This window comes from Hutsoniella sourekii ATCC 700629, from assembly GCF_000518205.1.
Classification (GTDB): Bacteria; Bacillota; Bacilli; order Lactobacillales; family Aerococcaceae; genus Hutsoniella; species Hutsoniella sourekii.
The window spans coordinates 60763-78898 of record NZ_JADD01000012.1 but is presented as its reverse complement, the minus strand read 5'-3'; the positions used below and the strand labels follow the sequence as shown (position 1 = coordinate 78898).

General features: G+C 45.3%; 17 protein-coding genes. 8 read left to right on the top strand and 9 right to left on the bottom strand.

What is annotated here, in order from left to right:
- Positions 1 to 280 (top strand): IS30 family transposase (locus T408_RS0103480; protein WP_028118713.1); only part of this gene is annotated, 280 nt, incomplete at its 5' end.
- Between the two features lie 77 nt (positions 281 to 357).
- Here T408_RS0103480 and rpsI read toward each other — a convergent pair.
- Positions 358 to 750, bottom strand: coding sequence for a 30S ribosomal protein S9 (gene rpsI, locus T408_RS0103475; RefSeq protein WP_028118712.1), 393 nt, complete (start codon positions 748 to 750; stop codon positions 358 to 360).
- 14 nt (positions 751 to 764) lie between these two features.
- Positions 765 to 1208: a 50S ribosomal protein L13 gene (rplM, locus tag T408_RS0103470; RefSeq protein ID WP_028118711.1), complete on the bottom strand. Its 444-nt coding sequence runs from the start codon at positions 1206 to 1208 to the stop codon at positions 765 to 767.
- Between the two features lie 212 nt (positions 1209 to 1420).
- Between rplM and T408_RS0103465 the strand changes: the two genes are divergently transcribed.
- Positions 1421 to 2692, top strand: a complete 1272-nt coding sequence (locus T408_RS0103465) for a BaiN/RdsA family NAD(P)/FAD-dependent oxidoreductase (RefSeq protein ID WP_028118710.1) — start codon at positions 1421 to 1423, stop codon at positions 2690 to 2692.
- Positions 2693 to 3010: 318 nt separating this feature from the next.
- On the opposite strand, the gene T408_RS0103460 is transcribed toward T408_RS0103465, so the two are convergent.
- Positions 3011 to 4546, bottom strand: coding sequence for a muramidase family protein (locus tag T408_RS0103460; protein ID WP_028118709.1), 1536 nt, complete (start codon positions 4544 to 4546; stop codon positions 3011 to 3013).
- 153 nt (positions 4547 to 4699) lie between these two features.
- Positions 4700 to 5176 carry a peptidoglycan amidohydrolase family protein gene (locus T408_RS11690; protein WP_051444771.1) on the bottom strand — a complete coding sequence of 159 codons (477 nt, stop codon included), beginning with the start codon at positions 5174 to 5176 and terminating at the stop codon, positions 4700 to 4702.
- 166 nt (positions 5177 to 5342) lie between these two features.
- On the opposite strand from T408_RS11690, the gene T408_RS0103450 reads away from it, so the two are divergent.
- Positions 5343 to 5960, top strand: a complete 618-nt coding sequence (locus T408_RS0103450) for a hypothetical protein (RefSeq protein WP_028118708.1) — start codon at positions 5343 to 5345, stop codon at positions 5958 to 5960.
- Between the two features lie 109 nt (positions 5961 to 6069).
- Here the strand turns inward: T408_RS0103450 and galU are convergent, their stop codons facing one another.
- Positions 6070 to 6960: a UTP--glucose-1-phosphate uridylyltransferase GalU gene (gene galU, locus T408_RS0103445; RefSeq protein ID WP_028118707.1), complete on the bottom strand. Its 891-nt coding sequence runs from the start codon at positions 6958 to 6960 to the stop codon at positions 6070 to 6072.
- 48 nt (positions 6961 to 7008) lie between these two features.
- A complete protein-coding gene (locus T408_RS0103440) occupies positions 7009 to 7956 on the bottom strand; it encodes an acyltransferase family protein (protein WP_028118706.1) in 948 nt (315 codons plus the stop codon).
- Between the two features lie 116 nt (positions 7957 to 8072).
- On the opposite strand from T408_RS0103440, the gene T408_RS0103435 reads away from it, so the two are divergent.
- Positions 8073 to 9395 (top strand): nucleotide sugar dehydrogenase, encoded by a 1323-nt coding sequence (locus tag T408_RS0103435; protein WP_028118705.1) that lies wholly within the window; start codon positions 8073 to 8075, stop codon positions 9393 to 9395.
- 138 nt (positions 9396 to 9533) lie between these two features.
- On the opposite strand, the gene T408_RS10755 is transcribed toward T408_RS0103435, so the two are convergent.
- From T408_RS10755 to T408_RS0103420, 3 genes are all read right to left on the bottom strand, one after another.
- Entirely contained in the window at positions 9534 to 10607 is a 1074-nt protein-coding gene (locus tag T408_RS10755) for a hypothetical protein (RefSeq protein WP_051444770.1), read from the bottom strand.
- A gap of 19 nt (positions 10608 to 10626) precedes the next feature.
- Entirely contained in the window at positions 10627 to 11250 is a 624-nt protein-coding gene (locus T408_RS10750) for a hypothetical protein (protein ID WP_051444769.1), read from the bottom strand.
- A 78-nt stretch (positions 11251 to 11328) separates the two neighbouring features.
- Positions 11329 to 13155 (bottom strand): alkaline phosphatase, encoded by a 1827-nt coding sequence (locus T408_RS0103420; protein ID WP_028118704.1) that lies wholly within the window; start codon positions 13153 to 13155, stop codon positions 11329 to 11331.
- 183 nt (positions 13156 to 13338) lie between these two features.
- Between T408_RS0103420 and T408_RS0103415 the strand changes: the two genes are divergently transcribed.
- The 4 genes from T408_RS0103415 (at position 13339) to T408_RS0103400 (ending at position 17959) form a co-directional block, all read left to right on the top strand.
- Entirely contained in the window at positions 13339 to 14343 is a 1005-nt protein-coding gene (locus T408_RS0103415; RefSeq protein WP_028118703.1) for an MsnO8 family LLM class oxidoreductase, read from the top strand.
- Positions 14344 to 14444: 101 nt separating this feature from the next.
- Positions 14445 to 15770 carry an LPXTG cell wall anchor domain-containing protein gene (locus T408_RS0103410; RefSeq protein ID WP_028118702.1) on the top strand — a complete coding sequence of 442 codons (1326 nt, stop codon included), beginning with the start codon at positions 14445 to 14447 and terminating at the stop codon, positions 15768 to 15770.
- A 126-nt stretch (positions 15771 to 15896) separates the two neighbouring features.
- Positions 15897 to 17276, top strand: coding sequence for a TrkH family potassium uptake protein (locus T408_RS0103405; protein WP_028118701.1), 1380 nt, complete (start codon positions 15897 to 15899; stop codon positions 17274 to 17276).
- An 11-nt stretch (positions 17277 to 17287) separates the two neighbouring features.
- Complete coding sequence (locus T408_RS0103400) at positions 17288 to 17959, top strand: potassium channel family protein (protein WP_028118700.1); 672 nt, start codon at positions 17288 to 17290, stop codon at positions 17957 to 17959.
- Positions 17960 to 18136 lie beyond the last annotated feature (177 nt).

The following is an 18136-nucleotide window of genomic DNA, read 5'->3' as shown; positions in this document are numbered from 1 at the left end:
CACCTCTGACCGTGGGAAAGAATTTGCTTGTTATTCTGACATCGAACAACAAGAGATCGCTTTTTACTTTGCGGATGCTTATAGTGCTTGGCAGAGAGGGACTAACGAGAACGCCAACGGATTACTGAGAGAATTCTTTCCTAAACGCACAGATCTAGCTAAAATTACGGAAGATGAACTTTTCAATGCGCTATGGTTGATAAACAATCGACCTAGAAAGTGTTTAAATTTTAAGACGCCCTTTGAGGTATTCATGCACGAACTTGTTCAGTTAGAATGATTTTTTGTCGCAATAATTATTGCAATTCATCATAATAAAAAGCCCTCCAATAGGAGAGCTTGAACGTAAAATAATAATTAACGTTTTGAGAATTGTGGAGCCTTACGGGCACCTTTAAGACCAGCTTTCTTACGTTCAACCATACGTGGGTCACGAGTAAGTAGACCTGCACGTTTAAGGGCTGGACGGAAGTCTGGATCTACTTCTAGTAGAGCACGAGCGATTCCGTGACGGATAGCACCCGCTTGACCAGAAACGCCACCACCGTGTACGTTTACAAGGATATCATATGCTCCTAAAGTTTCAGTAACCGCAAATGGTTGCTTGATAACTTCGTGTAAGTGAGGGAATGGGATGTATTCATCTAAAGATTTGTTGTTAATAGTGAATTCACCAGTTCCAGGCACTAGACGTACACGAGCTGAAGCGTTCTTACGACGACCTGTTCCTAAATATTGTACTTTAGCCATTTAGTTCTCCCTCCTTAAATTAATGTTTGAATGTCAACTTCAACGGGTTGTTGTGCTTCGTGTTTGTGGTCAGGACCAGCATAAACAAATAGCTTAGTGAATTGTTTACGTCCTAGACGGTTGTCAGGAAGCATTCCCTTAACAGATAGTTCAATTAAGCGCTCAGGCTTGTTACGACGCATGTCACCAGCTGAAGTAGATTTCAATCCACCCATGTAACCAGAGTGACGGTGATACATCTTATCTGAAGCCTTGTTACCAGTTAAGGCAACTTTTTCAGCATTGATAACAATGACGAAATCCCCAGTATCAACGTGAGGAGTGTAAGTAGGTTTATTTTTGCCACGTAAGATAGTAGCAACTGCTGTAGACAGACGACCTAATGGAATATCAGTCGCATCAAGTACTACCCAATTGCGTTCAACTTCGTTTTTCTTAGCCATATATGTTTGACGCACGATGTTTTCCTCCAATATAAATGTTTTGTTTGACGTTACTATTGAGTTTCCGGGGCTCTATAGTGGGGCAAACAATACCGTCAATTATTGTAACCCATCTAAGACTTGAAAGTCAATCCTTCTTGCCAATTATTTTTAGAATTTATTTGATTTTATCTCATAGTGGGCTGTGCTAGAATGAGGTTGACACTTATTAGAGGAGGCTCAACTCAATGAATAAATACGATGTAATAGTAGTCGGTGCCGGGACGAGTGGATTGATGGCAGCTGTTAATGCTAGCCAACAAGGGGCTCGTGTCCTGATTCTAGAGAAGAATAAGGTTCCTGGACGCAAGTTACTCTTATCTGGTGGCGGACGTTGTAATGTCACCAACCGCACCAGCCGAGACCAGCTGATTGCTCATATTCCTGGTAATGGGAAATTCTTATATAGTGCTCTAAATCAATTTGATCAAGAAGATATTATTCAATTCTTCCAAGATAATGGGGTTGAGCTTAAGGAAGAAGATCATGGGCGGATGTTCCCAACCACTGACAAGGCTCGAACAATCCTCGATACCCTCCTCCAACTACTTGAAGATAGAGAAGTGACCATCCAATACTCGCAACCAGTACAATCCTTGTTATTTGAAGAAGACCAGGCACAAATCAAGGGTGTCAAATGTCAAGACGGACAAGTCTATCAAGCAGCGAGTGTCGTCTTGGCCGTTGGTGGAAAGACTTATCCCCGGACAGGGGCCACGGGTGACGGGTATGCCTGGGCCAAGACAGCTGGCCATACTGTAACCTGGCTCTACCCGACCGAGGTCCCGCTCCTATCTCATGACCCAGAGATCACCAATAATAGCCTTAAAGGAGTCTCCTTAAGAGACGTTAAAGTAAGCTTCTGGGATCAAGTCAACCACAAAAAAAGACCGATTACCAGCCACCAAATGGATATGATTGTTACTCACTTTGGTTATTCGGGGCCCGCTATTCTGCGTTGTTCCGGTCATGTTAACCAATGGTTAAAAGACCACCCAGGAGAGACAGCCCACTTGTCCATTGATCTGACGCCTGATCTGTCCACTGATGATCTGGCTCATTTTTGCCAAGAATTTCGTGAACGCCAAGTTATCACCCTTCTGAAAGAATGGATGCCGGAGAGGATGGGGCTAGCTCTTTGTAACCGTCTCAAACTTGATCCTACTATCGCCTACAAGCAATTAGACCACCAAGAAGCTAAAGACCTTGTCTCTCTTATCAAGGATTACCCAATTACAGCTTACGGTTCGCAAGCTATTGATAAGGGCTTTGTCACCGGTGGTGGAGTGGATGTCAAAGAAATTGACCCCAAAACCATGGCCTCTAAACTCATTAATGGTCTCTACTTCTGTGGTGAGTTACTAGACATTAATGGTTATACAGGCGGATATAATATCACCGCTGCCTTTGTCACAGGGACACTAGCAGGACGCTATGCCGCTTGGCAAAGCTTCAGTTAAAAAAAGCCGGTCCCTCCAGGGAAAGAGGGGCCGGCTTATTAATGTTACGGTAATCGGGAAAGAATTGATAGGGAAGTAGTAGTGATGTAAGTGTTAGGTGTTAGATCTCACTCATTAAATTACCGTAACATTAATTGGTCTATTTACGTGTATCCTAGGATACAACCCTATTATAATCCTTCAACGTAAATTTTATGTAAATTTAAGGTAAAGATTGCGTAAAGTTCATGACAAAGTTGCTAAAGAGTAAAATATTATTATCAAACACAAAACCGGAGTAGCGCCATGTCTACTCCGGTAAATTATTATTGTTAAAACTTAACTTGCTGCTTCTTCTGAACTTACTTCCGTCTCATCCACTGAAGAAACGGCTTCTTGTGAAGAGCTATCTTCAGAGTTAAGACTTGATTCACTAGATTCTGAAGCAGGAGAAGGAGTCATGCCAGTTGGGTCAGAAACGATTAAGGTTCCGTTAATGATCGTCGATTCGCTAGGGATTTTGTTCCATTTGCGTAAATCTTCCACAGTCACTTGATATGTTTCTGCAATTTCCTCTAGTCTTTCTCCCGGAACGACTTGGTGAGTCTTAGGATCCGGATCAGAGACAATTAATTGCGTCCCTTCGCTGACTTCTTCACTTTGAAGGTTGTTCCAGCGAACAATATTATCCTTGCTAGTTTGGTAAGCTTGGGCAATGGTATCCAAGTTCTCGCCCGGCTTCACCAGGTGGATAGATGGAATAAAGGCAGGGTTAGAAACATAGATACGTTGACCAATAGTCAACTGATCATCCTTCAAGTTATTCCAAATACGTAAACTTTCAGCGGAAACGTTATATTCTTGGGCAATACGCCAGACATTATCGCCTTCTTTGACGATATGAGTTCTAGGACGAGCGGCCTCAGGTAACTTAGATAGGTCGAGTGTAATATCTTGACCATCATCTGTTTGACCAATTGTAATGGTTTCTGACGTTTCAACAGGGCCTTGCGGGTAAAGAATCAACTCTTGTCCAGCATAGAGATAATCACTGGCTAAACCATTCCAAGTTAGGATATCACTGGCAGAGACTCCGTAGCGTTGGGCAATATCATTGATGTTATCCCCTGCTTGAACCACATAGGTAGTCGCAGCTTGAGTATCAGCTGATGATGTTGAACTTGAAGGGGTCGGAGCACTAGCACTTGCCTCATAAGAAGGTGCATAAGCAACTGGACCATTCGGTACGTATAGAACGTCACCTGCATTCAGGTAAGTAGATCCCAAACCATTTTGGGCCATTAGGCTATCCACTGTTGTCCCATAGGCGGCAGCAATGCCAGATAAGGTATCTCCAGGGCTCACTGTATAATAGTTAGACCAATCCGTTCCACTATAAGATTCAGTGTATGTACTTGAATAGCTTGGCTGAACCAATGAAGTGGTTCCACCAGCGGCAACTGCTAATTGGTCCCCTACATTAAGATAGCTTGAGCTTAAGCCGTTAGCAGCCATCAAGCTGTCAACGGTCGTACCGTAGGCAGCGGCAATACCAGATAAGGTATCTCCAGGTTGAACGACATAAGTAGCGCTATCGCTAGAATAAGACGGGCTATAGCTGGCTTGAGGGCTGTAGCCTTGACCATAGCCATCTACATTTAAAGTCATGCCTACATCTAAATAATCACTCGTTAATCCGTTCCATTCCATTAAGTCTCCAACACTCACGCCGTAAGCATTAGCAATACCTAGTAAATACTCGCCACCTTGTACCGTATGATACTGTTGGGCAAGAGCAGCGGGTGCTTGAAGTAGGGCTGTTAGAGAAGCTAACAATGTAACTGTTCTTTTTGTATAGGTCCAAATATTTTTCATTGAAGAACATGGCTCCTTTTCTAAATTATAAATAACTTGTTGATAAGTATCGTTTTCTATTCATTTTACCATCTTAGATTCATTTAATAAAGCAGTTAACACGGATTTAACCGAATAGTAATCTTAGTTGAATTTACTAGGATTAACTTTGTCTCAATGGGTAAATCCTTGGTAAACCATTCGCTTATGGGTCATGCGAAGCTTGGGCGACTGGTCCCAAGTAGGGATGCTTAAGCGGTAGTAATAATTAGTCCATGGCGTCATCGGTCTTACGTTCGACCGACTAATCCCCATGCCCTGCTCGCGGCAGGCAATAAACTGATGGCCGCTAACAGCAACTCCCGCCTCACCAATATTATGCCAAAAAAGCCGGCGCGGTCCGCTCAAATAGATATCGCCTCGTTGCACTTGCCGGTAGTTGATTGGCTGCAATAGGGACCCCTCCAAATGAAAAAGAGTAGACATACTGCCGATATGACAATTCGGGGGCAGGTAGCCACCTGCAATCAGCGCTTGAAACAGGGCACCTGAACTATCATAGCTATCCGGTCCCTTGCGCTGCTTCTTGGAATAGGTTACTGTTCCCAAACGGTTGACATACCATTGAACCACTTGTTCACGACTTGCCATTAGCTCACACCCTTTGCACCATTATAACAAGAATCCGCCTAGATTGTAACCAATATACTAGAGGTGAAAGTCGACGTGATTCTTAACCTAATCTTTACACAGGAGAGCTAGTTATTGCCTAATGTCTATGATAATCTGAAATTACAATGTTTCGGAGGAAAAAGATATGCAACAAGATCCAAACGTGAAGGTTATCCATCGCATCGAAGCTGGGCAAAGCATGAAAGCTAAAGACCTAGAGCGACTCCTTTACACCAGTATTGAATTAGATGAAAGTACCTTATTTAGCTTAAACTTAATCTATATCTTGGCTCTACCCGCCCAAGATCAGACTGGACTAGTCAATAAGACCGGCACCCGTTCACTCATTCTAGCCACGAACGGCCAGACTTATCGCTCTAAGTTACGCCCTACTCAAGTTATTAAACGCTGGAGTCGCCACTTAGGCGACCAACTCCCCCAAGTTCGCCAGCGAATCTCTCAACGCACGGGTGCCCATCACTTTCAAGTACCTTACTTGAACCGCCATGCCTTCTTTATTCAAATCCAACGAGAGGACGCCAGTGATGAAGACTGGATCAACCTTAAGGAAGCCGATCATTTCTGTCTCGAGCAGGCAAGTAACCCTGATTCCTTCCTTTGGACTAGAGACCAAGAACTCGTTTTTAGCTTCTGGATCAACCGCAATGCCAAGCAGGTGATTCAAGTCTCCTTGGGTGCTTGCAAGGAGCGAGTCTTCCAACAAATGCTTTTGGGTTATGCCAGCCAGACTATTCATGGCTAATCCAGAGCAAGTCCTTCTTAAAAAAATAGCATCAATCAAGCCACTCCCTATTTATTTGGAGAGGACCTTGATTGATGCTTTTTTAATTCTTAGTTACTTGTTCCCGGCCTTATTGATCGGCCGCCAATTCTCGGCTTAGGTTAATTAAGTAATTGCTCAGTTCTTGATGGGTTTCAGGGTGGTTGAGACCGTAGTCAATACTCATCTCCATGTAGCCCATCTTGTTACCAACGTCATAACGTTTAGCTTCCACTTGGTGGGCAAAAACTCGCTGCGTTTGGTTGAGCTTCTCGATGGCATCAGTGAGTTGAATCTCTCCATCCACCGTTGGCTCTAATTCCTCAATGATGCCAAAGATTTCAGGTGGAAGGATATAGCGGCCCGCAATGGCTAATTCACTCGGAAGGTTATCTGGTCCTGGCTTCTCGACGAAGTGCTTGACACTATAGGTATCTTTTGGCTCGCCAAGCTTCTTGTCAATCTCAATAAAGCCATACTGACTACCGCGAGTAGCCTCCGTTGGAAGAACGGCCAAGTTGGGTGCTGGAAGGGCCTCATAGAGGTCCATCAACTGTTTAGTTACAGGCTGGTCACTGTAGAGAATATTATCGCCTAGCATGACTACAAAAGGCTCATCATTAACAAAAGCCTTGGCTTGATAGACCGCATCTCCTAAGCCTTTTGGATAAGATTGACGAACAAAGAATAGGTTGGACCGAGTCGTGGATTGGACGATTTTCAGTAGGTCCTGCTTGCCTTTTTCTTCTAGGTTCTGTTCCAGTTCTACATTCGAATCAAAGTGGTCTTCAATGGCTCGTTTATGTTTACCGGTAATAATCAATATCTCTTCTATCCCTGAAGCAACCGCTTCTTCGACAATAAATTGAATGATTGGCTTATCAACAACCGGCAGGAGCTCCTTGGGTTGAGCCTTGGTAGCCGGCAAAAAGCCGGTTCCATAGCCTGCTGCTGGAATAATCGCCTTGCGAATCTTGGTCATGAGGATCCCCCTTATCTTAATTTAAGTATAGCATGCCCGCTTCAAAATTCAATCCAGAAAATAAAGCTTCTGAACTTGTTGGTAGAGTCTTGGACTTAATAGCAAGCAAAGGGCGGTAAACAAGGGCCACTGTAGCCGGTAATCCAGACTCGGCAAGGCCAATGCTAGTAAGCTTAAGACCGCTACATGCATAATATAAACCGCATCACTCTCTTGACCCCATTGCGCCCATTTAGATGCTTGCCCGGGATAACGATGCATCAAGCTTAACAGGCAGAAATTGATGACCAAGCAAAACATTTCCCCTAGCCACCAGGCACTAACTTGATACTCGCTCCAGAGATACAGACCCAGCCCGCTTAGTAAGCCCATGACCAGCCCTGACCTAGTAAGCTTAGGACTATAGATGCCTGCCAAACGTCCCAAATTCAAATACAACAAGGCCTTGGGCCAACCGCCATAACGAAACCAGTCTTGAAGTGGGATCAAGGAAGCCTGATCAAACAAAAGATAATAAAGAGCAAAAGTCAGAATTAATGCCAGGAGGGGATGAAGCTTCCGCATCCATAACCAGATCCCCAGGCCCCAGACTAGCGCCCACAAATACCACAAGTGATATTTACCCCAGGTCCCATTGACCAAGCCCAACCAAGTCAAGCCTTGAAAAGCTTCTAGCTGAGTCCAGAGCAACTGTCCCTGGATCAACCGCCCCACTCCTTCCAAGAGTGAATCCCAGATCAAATAGAAGACTGAAGCCCAGAGATGGAGTTTCAGCATTTTTACTATGTGGCTTTGTTGTTGGCTGCTAGACTGGTCAGCCAACAAATAACCTGAGACAGCAAAGAAATAAGGCACACCCAAGCCAAAAAACAAGTGCCCCAGCTGGTAAAAGCTAGATTCCTGGCGGATGGCTTCTGGACTCAAGGCTGTCACATGAATCAAGACCACTAGCAAGATAGCAACTGCCTTCCCCTTATCAATCGAATAATTTCTCATCTGTCCCTCCTTTAAAAGCTCCCCTTCTTGCCAAGCTAGTCTTTCTTGCTATAATAATTAATGTTAAAATACATAGCGAATTCAAAGTTAGAAACTCACAAGATAAGGAGTATATCATGTCTATTTATCAACGCTTATTAGACCGTCAAACCAAGTTAGCCGTGATCGGCTTAGGTTATGTTGGTATGCCGATCGCCATCGCTTTCGCCAAACACGTCGATACCATTGGCTACGACATCAACTCACAAAAGATTGCTGATTATAAGGCTGGCATCGATCCAACTCGTGAAGTGGGTGATGAGGTTATTGCTCAAACGACCCTTCACTTCACTGACCAAGCTCAAGAGTTGAGTCAAGCGTCTTTTCTCATTGTATCAGTTCCAACACCGATTAACCAAGACAAAACCCCTGACCTAACACCCATTACAGCAACTACTCGTACCATCGGCGAGAACTTGAGCAAGGGGTCCATCATTGTCTATGAATCCACTGTCTACCCGGGAGTCACCGAAGATGTCTGCATCCCTTTGCTTGAAGAAGTCTCAGGCCTCAAACATGGTCAAGACTTCATTGTCGGTTATTCACCGGAGCGCATCAATCCTGGCGACAAGGTCAATACCTTGGAAAAGATCACCAAGATTGTCTCGGTGGCCGATAACGATTACTTGGATGAAGTCGCTAAAATCTATGAAATCATCATCGAAGCGGGTGTCTATAAGGCGTCCAGTATCAAGGTAGCAGAAGCTGCCAAGGTGGTCGAAAATAGCCAGCGTGACATCAACATTGCCTTTATGAATGAGCTGGCCCTGGTCTTTGACCGGATGGAGATTGACTCCAAGGACGTCATTGATGCCATGAATACCAAGTGGAATGCCCTCGGTTTTACGCCGGGTCTGGTAGGGGGCCACTGTATTGGGGTAGATCCTTATTACTTTGTCTACCAGGCAGAGAACTTGGGCTACCATAGCCAGATTATCTCAGCCGGCCGACAAATTAACGATGGCATGGGTGAATTTATTGCCGATAAGATTATCAAGCAACTAATCATTACTGGTAAGACCCCACTCAAATCCAAGGTCGCCATCTTAGGTCTAACCTTTAAGGAACACACACCAGATACGCGTAACTCCAAGGTAGCAGATATCATTGACCGCCTTAGAGAATACCAGATCGAACCCCTGGTCGTGGATCCTTGGGCCGATCCAAGAGCTGCTAAGCAGAGTTACCAAGTTGACCTCCAGGATCTAGAAGAAATTCGGTACGCTGACTGTCTTGTCTTTGCTGTGGGCCACCAAGAATTCCGGGACCTCTCCTTGGACGAGATCGCTAGTCTATTTGATCCTGAACTCGCTAACCATGAACGTGTCATTATTGATGTTAAGAGTATTCTAGACAAGGATGCCTTCATTCAAGCTGGTTATACTTTCTGGCGTCTCTAATCTCAAGCATTTGCCTCATCTTATTAGAATTATGAACTAAACGGCCCGCATAACTTGGAAGCAGGAATCCAAGTTATGCGGGCCGTTCAAGCTTATCGACTATTTATTCCTATACTAGCTTCATTTCCAAAGCTGCCTTTAACGGACAATCCAGTTCTTACCTTGGTAGACACCTTGGGATTGACTCGGTTCTTCACTTAAATACAGCTGGCCTGATTCATCATAAGCGTAGAGTAGCTGTTCATTGATCATTAGCGCATACTGAACGGTCTCCCCGTTTCCTAAGTCAACCTTGTCGGCATCGATCATTTCAACTTGCGTTTCTTTTGGGAAGCTCGCATTGGTTTCCAAGTGCATAGCTAAGACATGTTGAACAAAATCATTGGCCGTCTCAAATTCTAAGCGAAAATCATTGTGATCAACGAGATCCTGGTCAAAACTCTCCTGTAGCAGTTCAAAAGAGGCCTGGTCGACTAGAAATTGATCTTCATGGTCAATACCCATCTCCTCCAGGGCAATCACATGGTCTTGTGAACTGTCTAAGCCGATTAAGTGATTGACATCCACAATGACTTGGCCCTCCTTAAAGTAGAGACCAACATTCTGGTAGACGCGAGCATTGGCGTAATTCTCACGCAAGTCATAGGCCAAGGCCAAGTAAGGGAAGAGTCGGTCTGCCTGCCCTTTTTGGTCTAGTAGGACTACGGGCGAGAGGGTCTTTCGAATCAGACCCGATCCCAGTCCTCCCTCAGCCGGTAAGACAGCCCCTGTCATCACGACTAAATCCTGATAAAGGGCGTCCCGTTGATGAACCTTCCCATCACCCGCTTCATAGAAGCGAACACCGGTCTCCTCCGGCGGATTCACAAAATAATAGGCCAGGTTAAACAAGCCATCTTCAGCCAATGAGACGATAACCCGCACTTGGCTGGATAGTTCCGGAATCTCAACTTGCCCCTGGTAGCTGCCTACATATTCCGCTACCTCCTCTGGCGCTTGATAGACGCTATCATCGGGATTGAGAATTTCATCGGGGATAAAATTAGCTCGCGCTCCGTGGTGGTGATGGTGGTCGTCGGCTGACTCTGCTCCTTCAATCGCCTGGTGGTCGGTGTCTAAGTGACTAAGCTCCTGGGCTTGGGCAAGCACCGGACTTGATGCGACCCAGCTAACCATTAAGGCCAATAAGCTCCGTTTAAATAATCTATTCATCCTATCTCTTCCACTCCTTCTAATTCGGCTTGATGCCGTCTACCCGTTCATAGACGGTTCCTTCCTGATCCACTAAGTTCCCTGATTCTTCTTCCAATTCAATAATATCTTGACCAAACAAGCGAATCTGCCAAGCGGACCCTTTTTCTTCGATGCTGGGACTAGCTAGAATATAGTATTGGTAGCCATCCTTGTGGGTATAGTAGATGCCTGGGATATGATTATTGATCAAGTTCAAGATATCTTCTTGAGACATGTCCGGTTGGATCTGGTCGGTAATGGCTTGGTATTCTTCCTTTAAATCATAGGGCAGATTCCCTTCCTCTAAGTATACATCACGCACTTGTGGACTGTAATTCTTAAGGTCGGGATAAGGGAAGGAATGTAATTCTTCCAAATGAGCCAGCAAATCTTGCCCCTGAGTCTGGTTGCCTTCAGCGTCATGATGGTGGGAATCCTTGACGTAGATATAGACCTGGTTGTCTTCAAACAACAAGCCTTCAACCGCATGGTCTTCTGAGGGCATAAAGTAACCACTGAAAGGCAGGTCCGCTACTTGTTTAGCCAGGGCTGGCAGAGGGCAAGCCAGGATCAAGCTTAGCGCAAAGAACAAGATAAGATAAATTTGCTTGCATTTTCTCATATTGGTTACTCCTTCTTGTAAATAAAAATAAAACACGAGGAAAGGATCCTCGTGTTTATTGGTCCTTAAATGATCCGATTATGAAGCAGAAGATTCTTCTGATTCTGAAGCTTGGCTTTCAACTTCTTCAGTTGATACGCTAGCTTCGTCAACAGATCCTTCTGAACCTGCTTCAGCTTCTTGAGACGCTTCGCTAGTTGCTTCTTCTTGAGCAGCTGCTTCTTGTTCACCGCTAACCTTACCAGTTACTTCAATACGAGGAATTTGAGTGTCTCCTCCTTGGTATAGACCCATGGCTGCTAGTAACTTGTAGGCAATGTCATTGTTCTCGAAGTTACCTTCAAACATAGCCGCTCCTGATCCAATCGCGTAGACTGGTACACGTTCTGGTGAGTGGTCAACAGTTGTAAAGGCTAGACCTGCTTTACGGGCAAGTAAGCGAGTGGCTGCAATTGAGATTGGCTTGTAAGAGTGGTATCCCTTAATAATGTCAGTTTGACCAGCATTACGTTCCTTGTCAGGTAATTTAGATTGGTCAAAGGCATACTTCAACTCTTCTAATTCATGAGGAGTCACTAACATTAAATCTGTTGCCGCTTCCTCTTCGCCGGCTTCTTCAGCTGCTTCTAATTCAGCGTAAGTCTTCACTTCTTCCTTGGCTTCTAAGTCAAATTTGAAGCCAAAGTTCTCTTCTAGAACTGGAACAAATTCTTCAAAAGTTAAGTCAGGATTCGCTTCAACTGCTTCATCAAAGATAACGTCGAATTCTTCTTGTGAAACTTTTTGGTTGTCAATTAAGTGGAAGAAGCTATCATAACCTGTCTCAGAGTTTCCGACAGTGAATCCGCCTGTTGGGTGGTCTGCTGTTACAACGATTAAGGTTTCTTCTGGATGCTCATAGTAGAAGTCAACCGCTTCTTGAATAGCATTCTGGAAGTCGATCACTTCATGAATAGTCGCTGCCGCATCATTAGCATGTTCGGCCCAGTCAATCTTACCAGACTCTGCCATCATGAAGAAGCCGTCTTCATTAGCACTTAGAACGTCAATCCCTTTAGAGACCATATCCGCAAAAGTTTGTTCACCTTCATCACGGTCCATCGCATACTTCATTGAAGACTCATCTGCAATTGACAAGCTAGCTGCTGGCGCGTAAACTTTACCAGTTTCGGCATTGATGGCATCAAACTCTTCTTGAGTCTCAGCAACAGTATAACCGTTCTCTTCTAAGACTTCGTATAAGTCCTTCTTGTCATCATCGTCTCCAGTACGACGGCCTAGCGATCCACCTGCAAAGTAGTCAAAGTCAGACTTAGCCATTTGCTCACCGATCTCGTAGTAGTTACGACGGTGTTCAACATTCGCATAGAAAGCAGCTGGTGTCGCGTGGTTCAAGGTTACAGTAGATAGAATACCAACTGCCTTACCGTCAGCTTTTGCTTTTTCAGCGACTGATTCTGTCTGCTCCGTGAAGCCAGGTGTTAAACCAATCACGTTTGAATCAATCTTAACCCCATTACCAAATGAAGTAGCCGTAGCTGCAGAGTCCGGCACATAGTGGTCCGCATCGGTTGGGTTTTGAAGACCGATCACTGGGAATTGTGAGAAGTTAAGCGGTTGGGCCTTAGCTACACCACTACCTTCATTGCCATTATCAGGTCCTAAGTAATATTCCGCTGCTGATACAGGGATGTTACCCATTCCGTCACCAATAAATAAGAAAACATATTTGGCTTGGTTTTCATTGATTAAGCTTAGATCTTCAGTTAATGCTCGCCCTTCTTCTAGAGTAACTACAGGTAGGTCTGCCCATTGTCCTTCTTCTTGCGCTGCTTGAGCGACAGTTGGGGCCGCTACTGACATTAAGACAGAAGCACAAAGAGTCATTAAGAGAGATTTTTTCATTTGTTAAGCTCCATTCTTGTTTTGAATTTGAATACATATGTATCCTAGTTCAAGTATAACAAGCCATTGTAAATTTCATGTAAAGTCTAAGTAAATTTAATGTAAAGATGACCCAAGATAGGAGTTGGCCGATTAAAAGGGCATGGTATAATAGAAGTACTAGATAAGAAATGAGGAGATTAAATGGAACTAGGTGTACATGAACTCGCCACCATGACCGCTACAGACCAACCCGAACAAACTTATGATAAGGTGAAAGACTTTGTCAGAGCAGTTGAAAGCTTCAATTATAAACGCTACTGGTTCGCTGAACATCATAACGTCTCAAACCACATCAGTTCTTCCCCCGAATTAATGGCAGCCTACATGGCTGCTATTAGCGAAAAGATTCGCGTGGGAACTGGCGGAACCATGTTGATGAACTATTCCCCACTCAAGGTAGCTGAAAATTTCAAGACCCTAACGACCTTAGCTCCCGGCCGTATTGACTTAGGCTTAGGCCGAGCGCCAGGTGGGGGCCGAGCGGAGATAATCGCCCTGGCCCAAGGACACCTAGACTCAATTGATGATCAATATGGTAAGATCCAAGTGATTCTCGATCTACTGGAGGACAAGAAGGCCAGTGGCATCTACGGGGCAACTAATGCTAGCCCTCAAGGAACTGCCACATTGCCTGAGCCTTGGATGCTAGGTTCATCTGGTCAATCCGCCCTCAAGGCCGCCCAGATGGGACTTGGCTATAGCTTCGCTAAGTTCTTCGGCATTGCGACCGACCCAGCTGTCTTCCAAGCTTACCGTGACAATTTCCAGGCCAGCCAATTCTTTGAGAAGCCTAGCGTGATGGTCTCTTATATGATTGTTGTTGGTGATAGTCCAGAAGAAGCTGATTACTTAGCCAAACCGCTCGAACTCAACCAAATCCGACTACGTCAAGGACAGATGATTCGGGTCCAAGATCCTGAGAGCTTGATTGATTATTCCTTTAGCCCACACGAACAAGCACAAATAGACAAATCCTACCGCGAACGCTTCTTAATCAAGGGAGACATGAAGCAAGTAGAAAGCATTCTCAGTCAGGAGATTGAGGCCTACGGCATTGATGAGATCATGGTCTACGCTCCGCTCTTTGATTATCAAGACCGCGTCCAATCATATCGCCGCCTAGCCCAAATCTTTAACAAGATTTAACCAGGCTCAAAGATCCAGTCCATCCCAATAAAAGCGTGATTTCAAGGTAAAAACATGCTAATATTAGACAGGAATCATAAAATCAATCAAAGGAGTAGAAAATGAAAAAAATAGTCTATAAATACGCTCTACTGCTAGCCAGTTCCAGCTTGTTGCTATCAGCAGGCCTCAACTTACCGCTAGCCAGTGACTTGGTGCAAGCCCAAGACTCAACCACGCCCCTCTTTAATACCCGCGAGGAAGCTCAAGCTTATCAAAATCAAGCACGAGCCAACGACCAAGTTAAATCAGCCATAATCCAAGAAAATGAAGAAGGCAAATACCTGGTTTATGTGGAATACAAGCCAGCGGAAAACTGGGATTCCTCCCAAGGTTGGCAAGAGGTCCCAAATAGCTCTCAAGCAAGTTCAGAGCTAACCGTTAATCCCGATGAAGCTCTGGCCTCTATTGAAGCCACTTCTACACCAGTAGAGAGCGTAACCGATCTGGAAGCCTTAGCTTCTGATAACATCAATATTTCGGAAAGTTCCCAACCACTGCCTAATGAAGAATCAGAAGTTACTGCCTCTAGCGCTCCTGCTAGTTCTGCTGATGAATCTCATCAAGACGAGAGTCAGCCAGAAGTTATGGCCTCTGCTTCTGAAGAAATTCTAGAAAGTCAACCCGCTAGCAAGGAAGACCAAGCTCAGCCGGCTGATGAATCTCAATTAAGCCCTGAGGTGGTTGAATCTGCCAGTCCAGAATCCAGCTCCAGCCAGGAGTCAAGCCCTACTAGCCAAGAATCAAGCAAACCGGCTACCAGCACTAGTCGCCCTGAAGTGGCAGCTAGCCAGTCAACCAGCGATAAAGAGCAATCAGATGAGAGTCACTCTCAGACAAGTAGTCTGCCAGAAGTAACTTCTAGTCAGCCAGGTCATACAGAGACTCCTCATTCAAGCAATCCGGCAAGCACAAGCCCAACCCCGGCCAGTGTACCTGCTAACCAAGGCATTCAGATCATTGCTTCATCAGACATCAAGGTCACATCCTTGATCACGCCTGGTGCCACCCACATCAGTGGCCTAGCCCCAGCCGGTTCAACTGTAACTGTTGAAGTGACCGATCCTCAAGCTAGCCTAGCTAATAACCAGGTGCTAGCAGCAACTTCTTACGTCACCCAAGCGGATGCCAATGGTCAATTCCACGTCCAAGTAGAACCATTAAAGGCTGGACAAATTGTGACCATTACCGCCGCTGGCCAACGAGTACAACTTCAAGTAGCTGGATCTCAAACAACTAGCCAAGCTAGTAATCCAGCCGTCAGTGCTCAAGCCAAGGGCTACTTACCAGAGACCGGTGAAGCTTCTAATTACTTAATCTTTGCTGCCGCTGCAGTCATTCTCTTAGGTGCTGGCCTATTGATTATGAGCCGTCGGGGCCGCAAATAATTCCCAACCTCTCTTCGGAGAGGTTTTTGCTTTTTTGTCAATTATTCGTCTAAAATAGACTAGCTTTCTAGCTAAAATAGGACTATAATCTGTCCATTATCAAAATAATTAAAGGAGTCTGATCACTTGAAGATTGGCTTACAATACCTAACGACCCCTCAAAAAATTGCCACCAGCTTTCTGGCAGTAATCCTAACCGGGTCGCTACTCTTATCGCTTCCTTGGTGCCATACGGCAACTAGCGACGCCAGCTATTTGGATCATTTATTTATCTCGGTATCTGCCGTATGTGTGACGGGCCTTTGGACGGAATCTATCCATGATACTTATAATATCTACGGCCAGTTGGTTATGCTAGCCTTGATTCAAACCGGCGGCTTGGGCCTGATGACTATTATTGGTTCATTCTACCATTCGATTGGCCAGAAGCTGGATCTCAAGGATCAACTAGCTACTGGTGACGCCCTCAACCGTAGTTCACGGATGAATCTCGGTGACTTTCTAGGGCGGATCATTCGCTATACAGCAGTGATTGAAGGCGTCGGGGCACTCTTGTTAACCAGTTTTTTTGTGCCTCGCTATGGTTGGGCTAAGGGGCTGTTCCAGAGTGTCTTTACCGCTATTTCTGCCTTTTGTAATGCTGGCTTTGACTTGATGGGTAATAATAGTCTGATTGACCATCAGACCCAGCCGGTCTTGAATTGGACCATCATGGCCCTGATTGTTCTGGGTGGGATTGGCTTTAGCGTGTGGTTCGATATCGCCGACCAGATCTCCAGCTACCAACACAGAAGAAAGGGGGCTGATTGGCGGTACTACCTGCGCCACTTAAGACCTCACACCAAGTTAGTGGCCCTCGTCACCAGCTTGATTATTCTCATCGGCGCGAGTCTCTTCTTGTTAGTGGAGTGGAATAATCCTGGTACCCTGGGTTACTTGTCCTGGCCAGATAAGATTATGGCCTCCTTCTTTCAAACAATTACCATGCGGACCGCCGGCTTTGCCTCGGTAGATTACACAAAGGCTCATCCCGTGAGCTTGTTGATCTTCGTGGTGACCATGTTTATTGGTGGAGGAGCCGGTGGGACCGCTGGTGGCTTGAAGGTGACCACCTTTGCCTTGACTATTATGTTAGCAGTTAGAGAGATTCGTCAGTCTCGTTATGTCTCCTTTGACCATCATACCATCCCAGGCGAGACTGTTCGCAGTGCCTTTGTGATTAGCCTGGCCTATGTCAGCTTGCTCTTACTGGGATCCGGACTCCTGCTTAGCTTCGACTCGCATCAGAATTATCTGTATCTATTGTTTGAAGCGATCTCAGCACTAGCTACTGTTGGTGTTTCGGCAGGCTTAACGCCGGAATTATCCCAAGCCAGCCACTTTGTCTTGATGGCCTTAATGTTTACCGGACGAATTGGGCCAATGACCCTCCTATTAAGCTTGAGAGGTCGACGCCGCGCTACTTATGATGTTGAATATACCAGCACAGAAATAATAATAGGATAGGAAGAAGATTAATGAACAAAAAAAGAATTATTGGTATTTTGGGGCTGGGGCTATTTGGGGCTGCCCTAGCCCGCCGCTTGTCTAGTTACGGCTTGGAAGTTATTGGTTGTGATATTATGGCGGACCATGTCAACGAATTGGATGATTGCCTGACCATTGGAGCTATCGGTAACTTTACGGACTTGGACTTTATGCGGGAGACAGGTTTCAGTAACTGTGATGTGATTGTCATCGGAACGGGAGCCAATCTTGAAGCGGCCATCCTCGGAGTCCTCAACGCCCAAGAATTACAAGTACCTAAGATTATCTGCAAGACCAAAGACCAACGATCAGCTAAGGCTCTTCGAGCTCTAGGTGTCGACCATGTCATCCTACCCGAACAAGAGATGGGCCACCACCTCGGTGATATTCTCAGTCGGCAAACCATCGAGGATATGATTAACCTGGACGATGAGACTGCGATCGTTGAATTCCAGGTTCCAGACCAATGGCTAGGTCGTGAGATTGATGAATTGGACTTGCGCAATAAGTATGACCTTAACATTATCGGCCTCCGCAAAAAGCGTGGCGAAGCCTTAAACACTAACTTCGGCTTCAACTACACCTTCCAAGCTGGGGACTTGATCGTCGCTGTCTCTAATATTGCCACCTTCGACAAGGTAGACTACTTGGAACGCTTGTAACGAGTATCAAGAATCGAGCCGATCAGATAAATTAAGATAGGCCACAAAAACAAACATTCCCTCAGCGGTAGTGGACCGCCTTCAGAGCGCGCGATGCGTACTGGATTTCTAAGTCACTAAAGTGACAAGAACTCCAGCAACGCTCTTCCGGCTCAATTGTCCTAAAACTACTGCTGA

What these genes read in the sequence shown, in the direction of transcription:
- rpsI (WP_028118712.1), bottom strand. Translation starts at nt 750, where the DNA reads ATGGCTAAAGTACAATATTTAGGAACAGGTCGTCGTAAGAACGCTTCA.
- T408_RS0103465 (WP_028118710.1), top strand. Translation starts at nt 1,421, where the DNA reads ATGAATAAATACGATGTAATAGTAGTCGGTGCCGGGACGAGTGGATTG.
- T408_RS0103460 (WP_028118709.1), bottom strand. Translation starts at nt 4,546, where the DNA reads ATGAAAAATATTTGGACCTATACAAAAAGAACAGTTACATTGTTAGCT.
- T408_RS11690 (WP_051444771.1), bottom strand. Translation starts at nt 5,176, where the DNA reads ATGGCAAGTCGTGAACAAGTGGTTCAATGGTATGTCAACCGTTTGGGA.
- T408_RS0103450 (WP_028118708.1), top strand. Translation starts at nt 5,343, where the DNA reads ATGCAACAAGATCCAAACGTGAAGGTTATCCATCGCATCGAAGCTGGG.
- galU (WP_028118707.1), bottom strand. Translation starts at nt 6,960, where the DNA reads ATGACCAAGATTCGCAAGGCGATTATTCCAGCAGCAGGCTATGGAACC.
- T408_RS0103440 (WP_028118706.1), bottom strand. Translation starts at nt 7,956, where the DNA reads ATGAGAAATTATTCGATTGATAAGGGGAAGGCAGTTGCTATCTTGCTA.
- T408_RS0103435 (WP_028118705.1), top strand. Translation starts at nt 8,073, where the DNA reads ATGTCTATTTATCAACGCTTATTAGACCGTCAAACCAAGTTAGCCGTG.
- T408_RS10755 (WP_051444770.1), bottom strand. Translation starts at nt 10,607, where the DNA reads ATGAATAGATTATTTAAACGGAGCTTATTGGCCTTAATGGTTAGCTGG.
- T408_RS10750 (WP_051444769.1), bottom strand. Translation starts at nt 11,250, where the DNA reads ATGAGAAAATGCAAGCAAATTTATCTTATCTTGTTCTTTGCGCTAAGC.
- T408_RS0103420 (WP_028118704.1), bottom strand. Translation starts at nt 13,155, where the DNA reads ATGAAAAAATCTCTCTTAATGACTCTTTGTGCTTCTGTCTTAATGTCA.
- T408_RS0103415 (WP_028118703.1), top strand. Translation starts at nt 13,339, where the DNA reads ATGGAACTAGGTGTACATGAACTCGCCACCATGACCGCTACAGACCAA.
- T408_RS0103410 (WP_028118702.1), top strand. Translation starts at nt 14,445, where the DNA reads ATGAAAAAAATAGTCTATAAATACGCTCTACTGCTAGCCAGTTCCAGC.
- T408_RS0103400 (WP_028118700.1), top strand. Translation starts at nt 17,288, where the DNA reads ATGAACAAAAAAAGAATTATTGGTATTTTGGGGCTGGGGCTATTTGGG.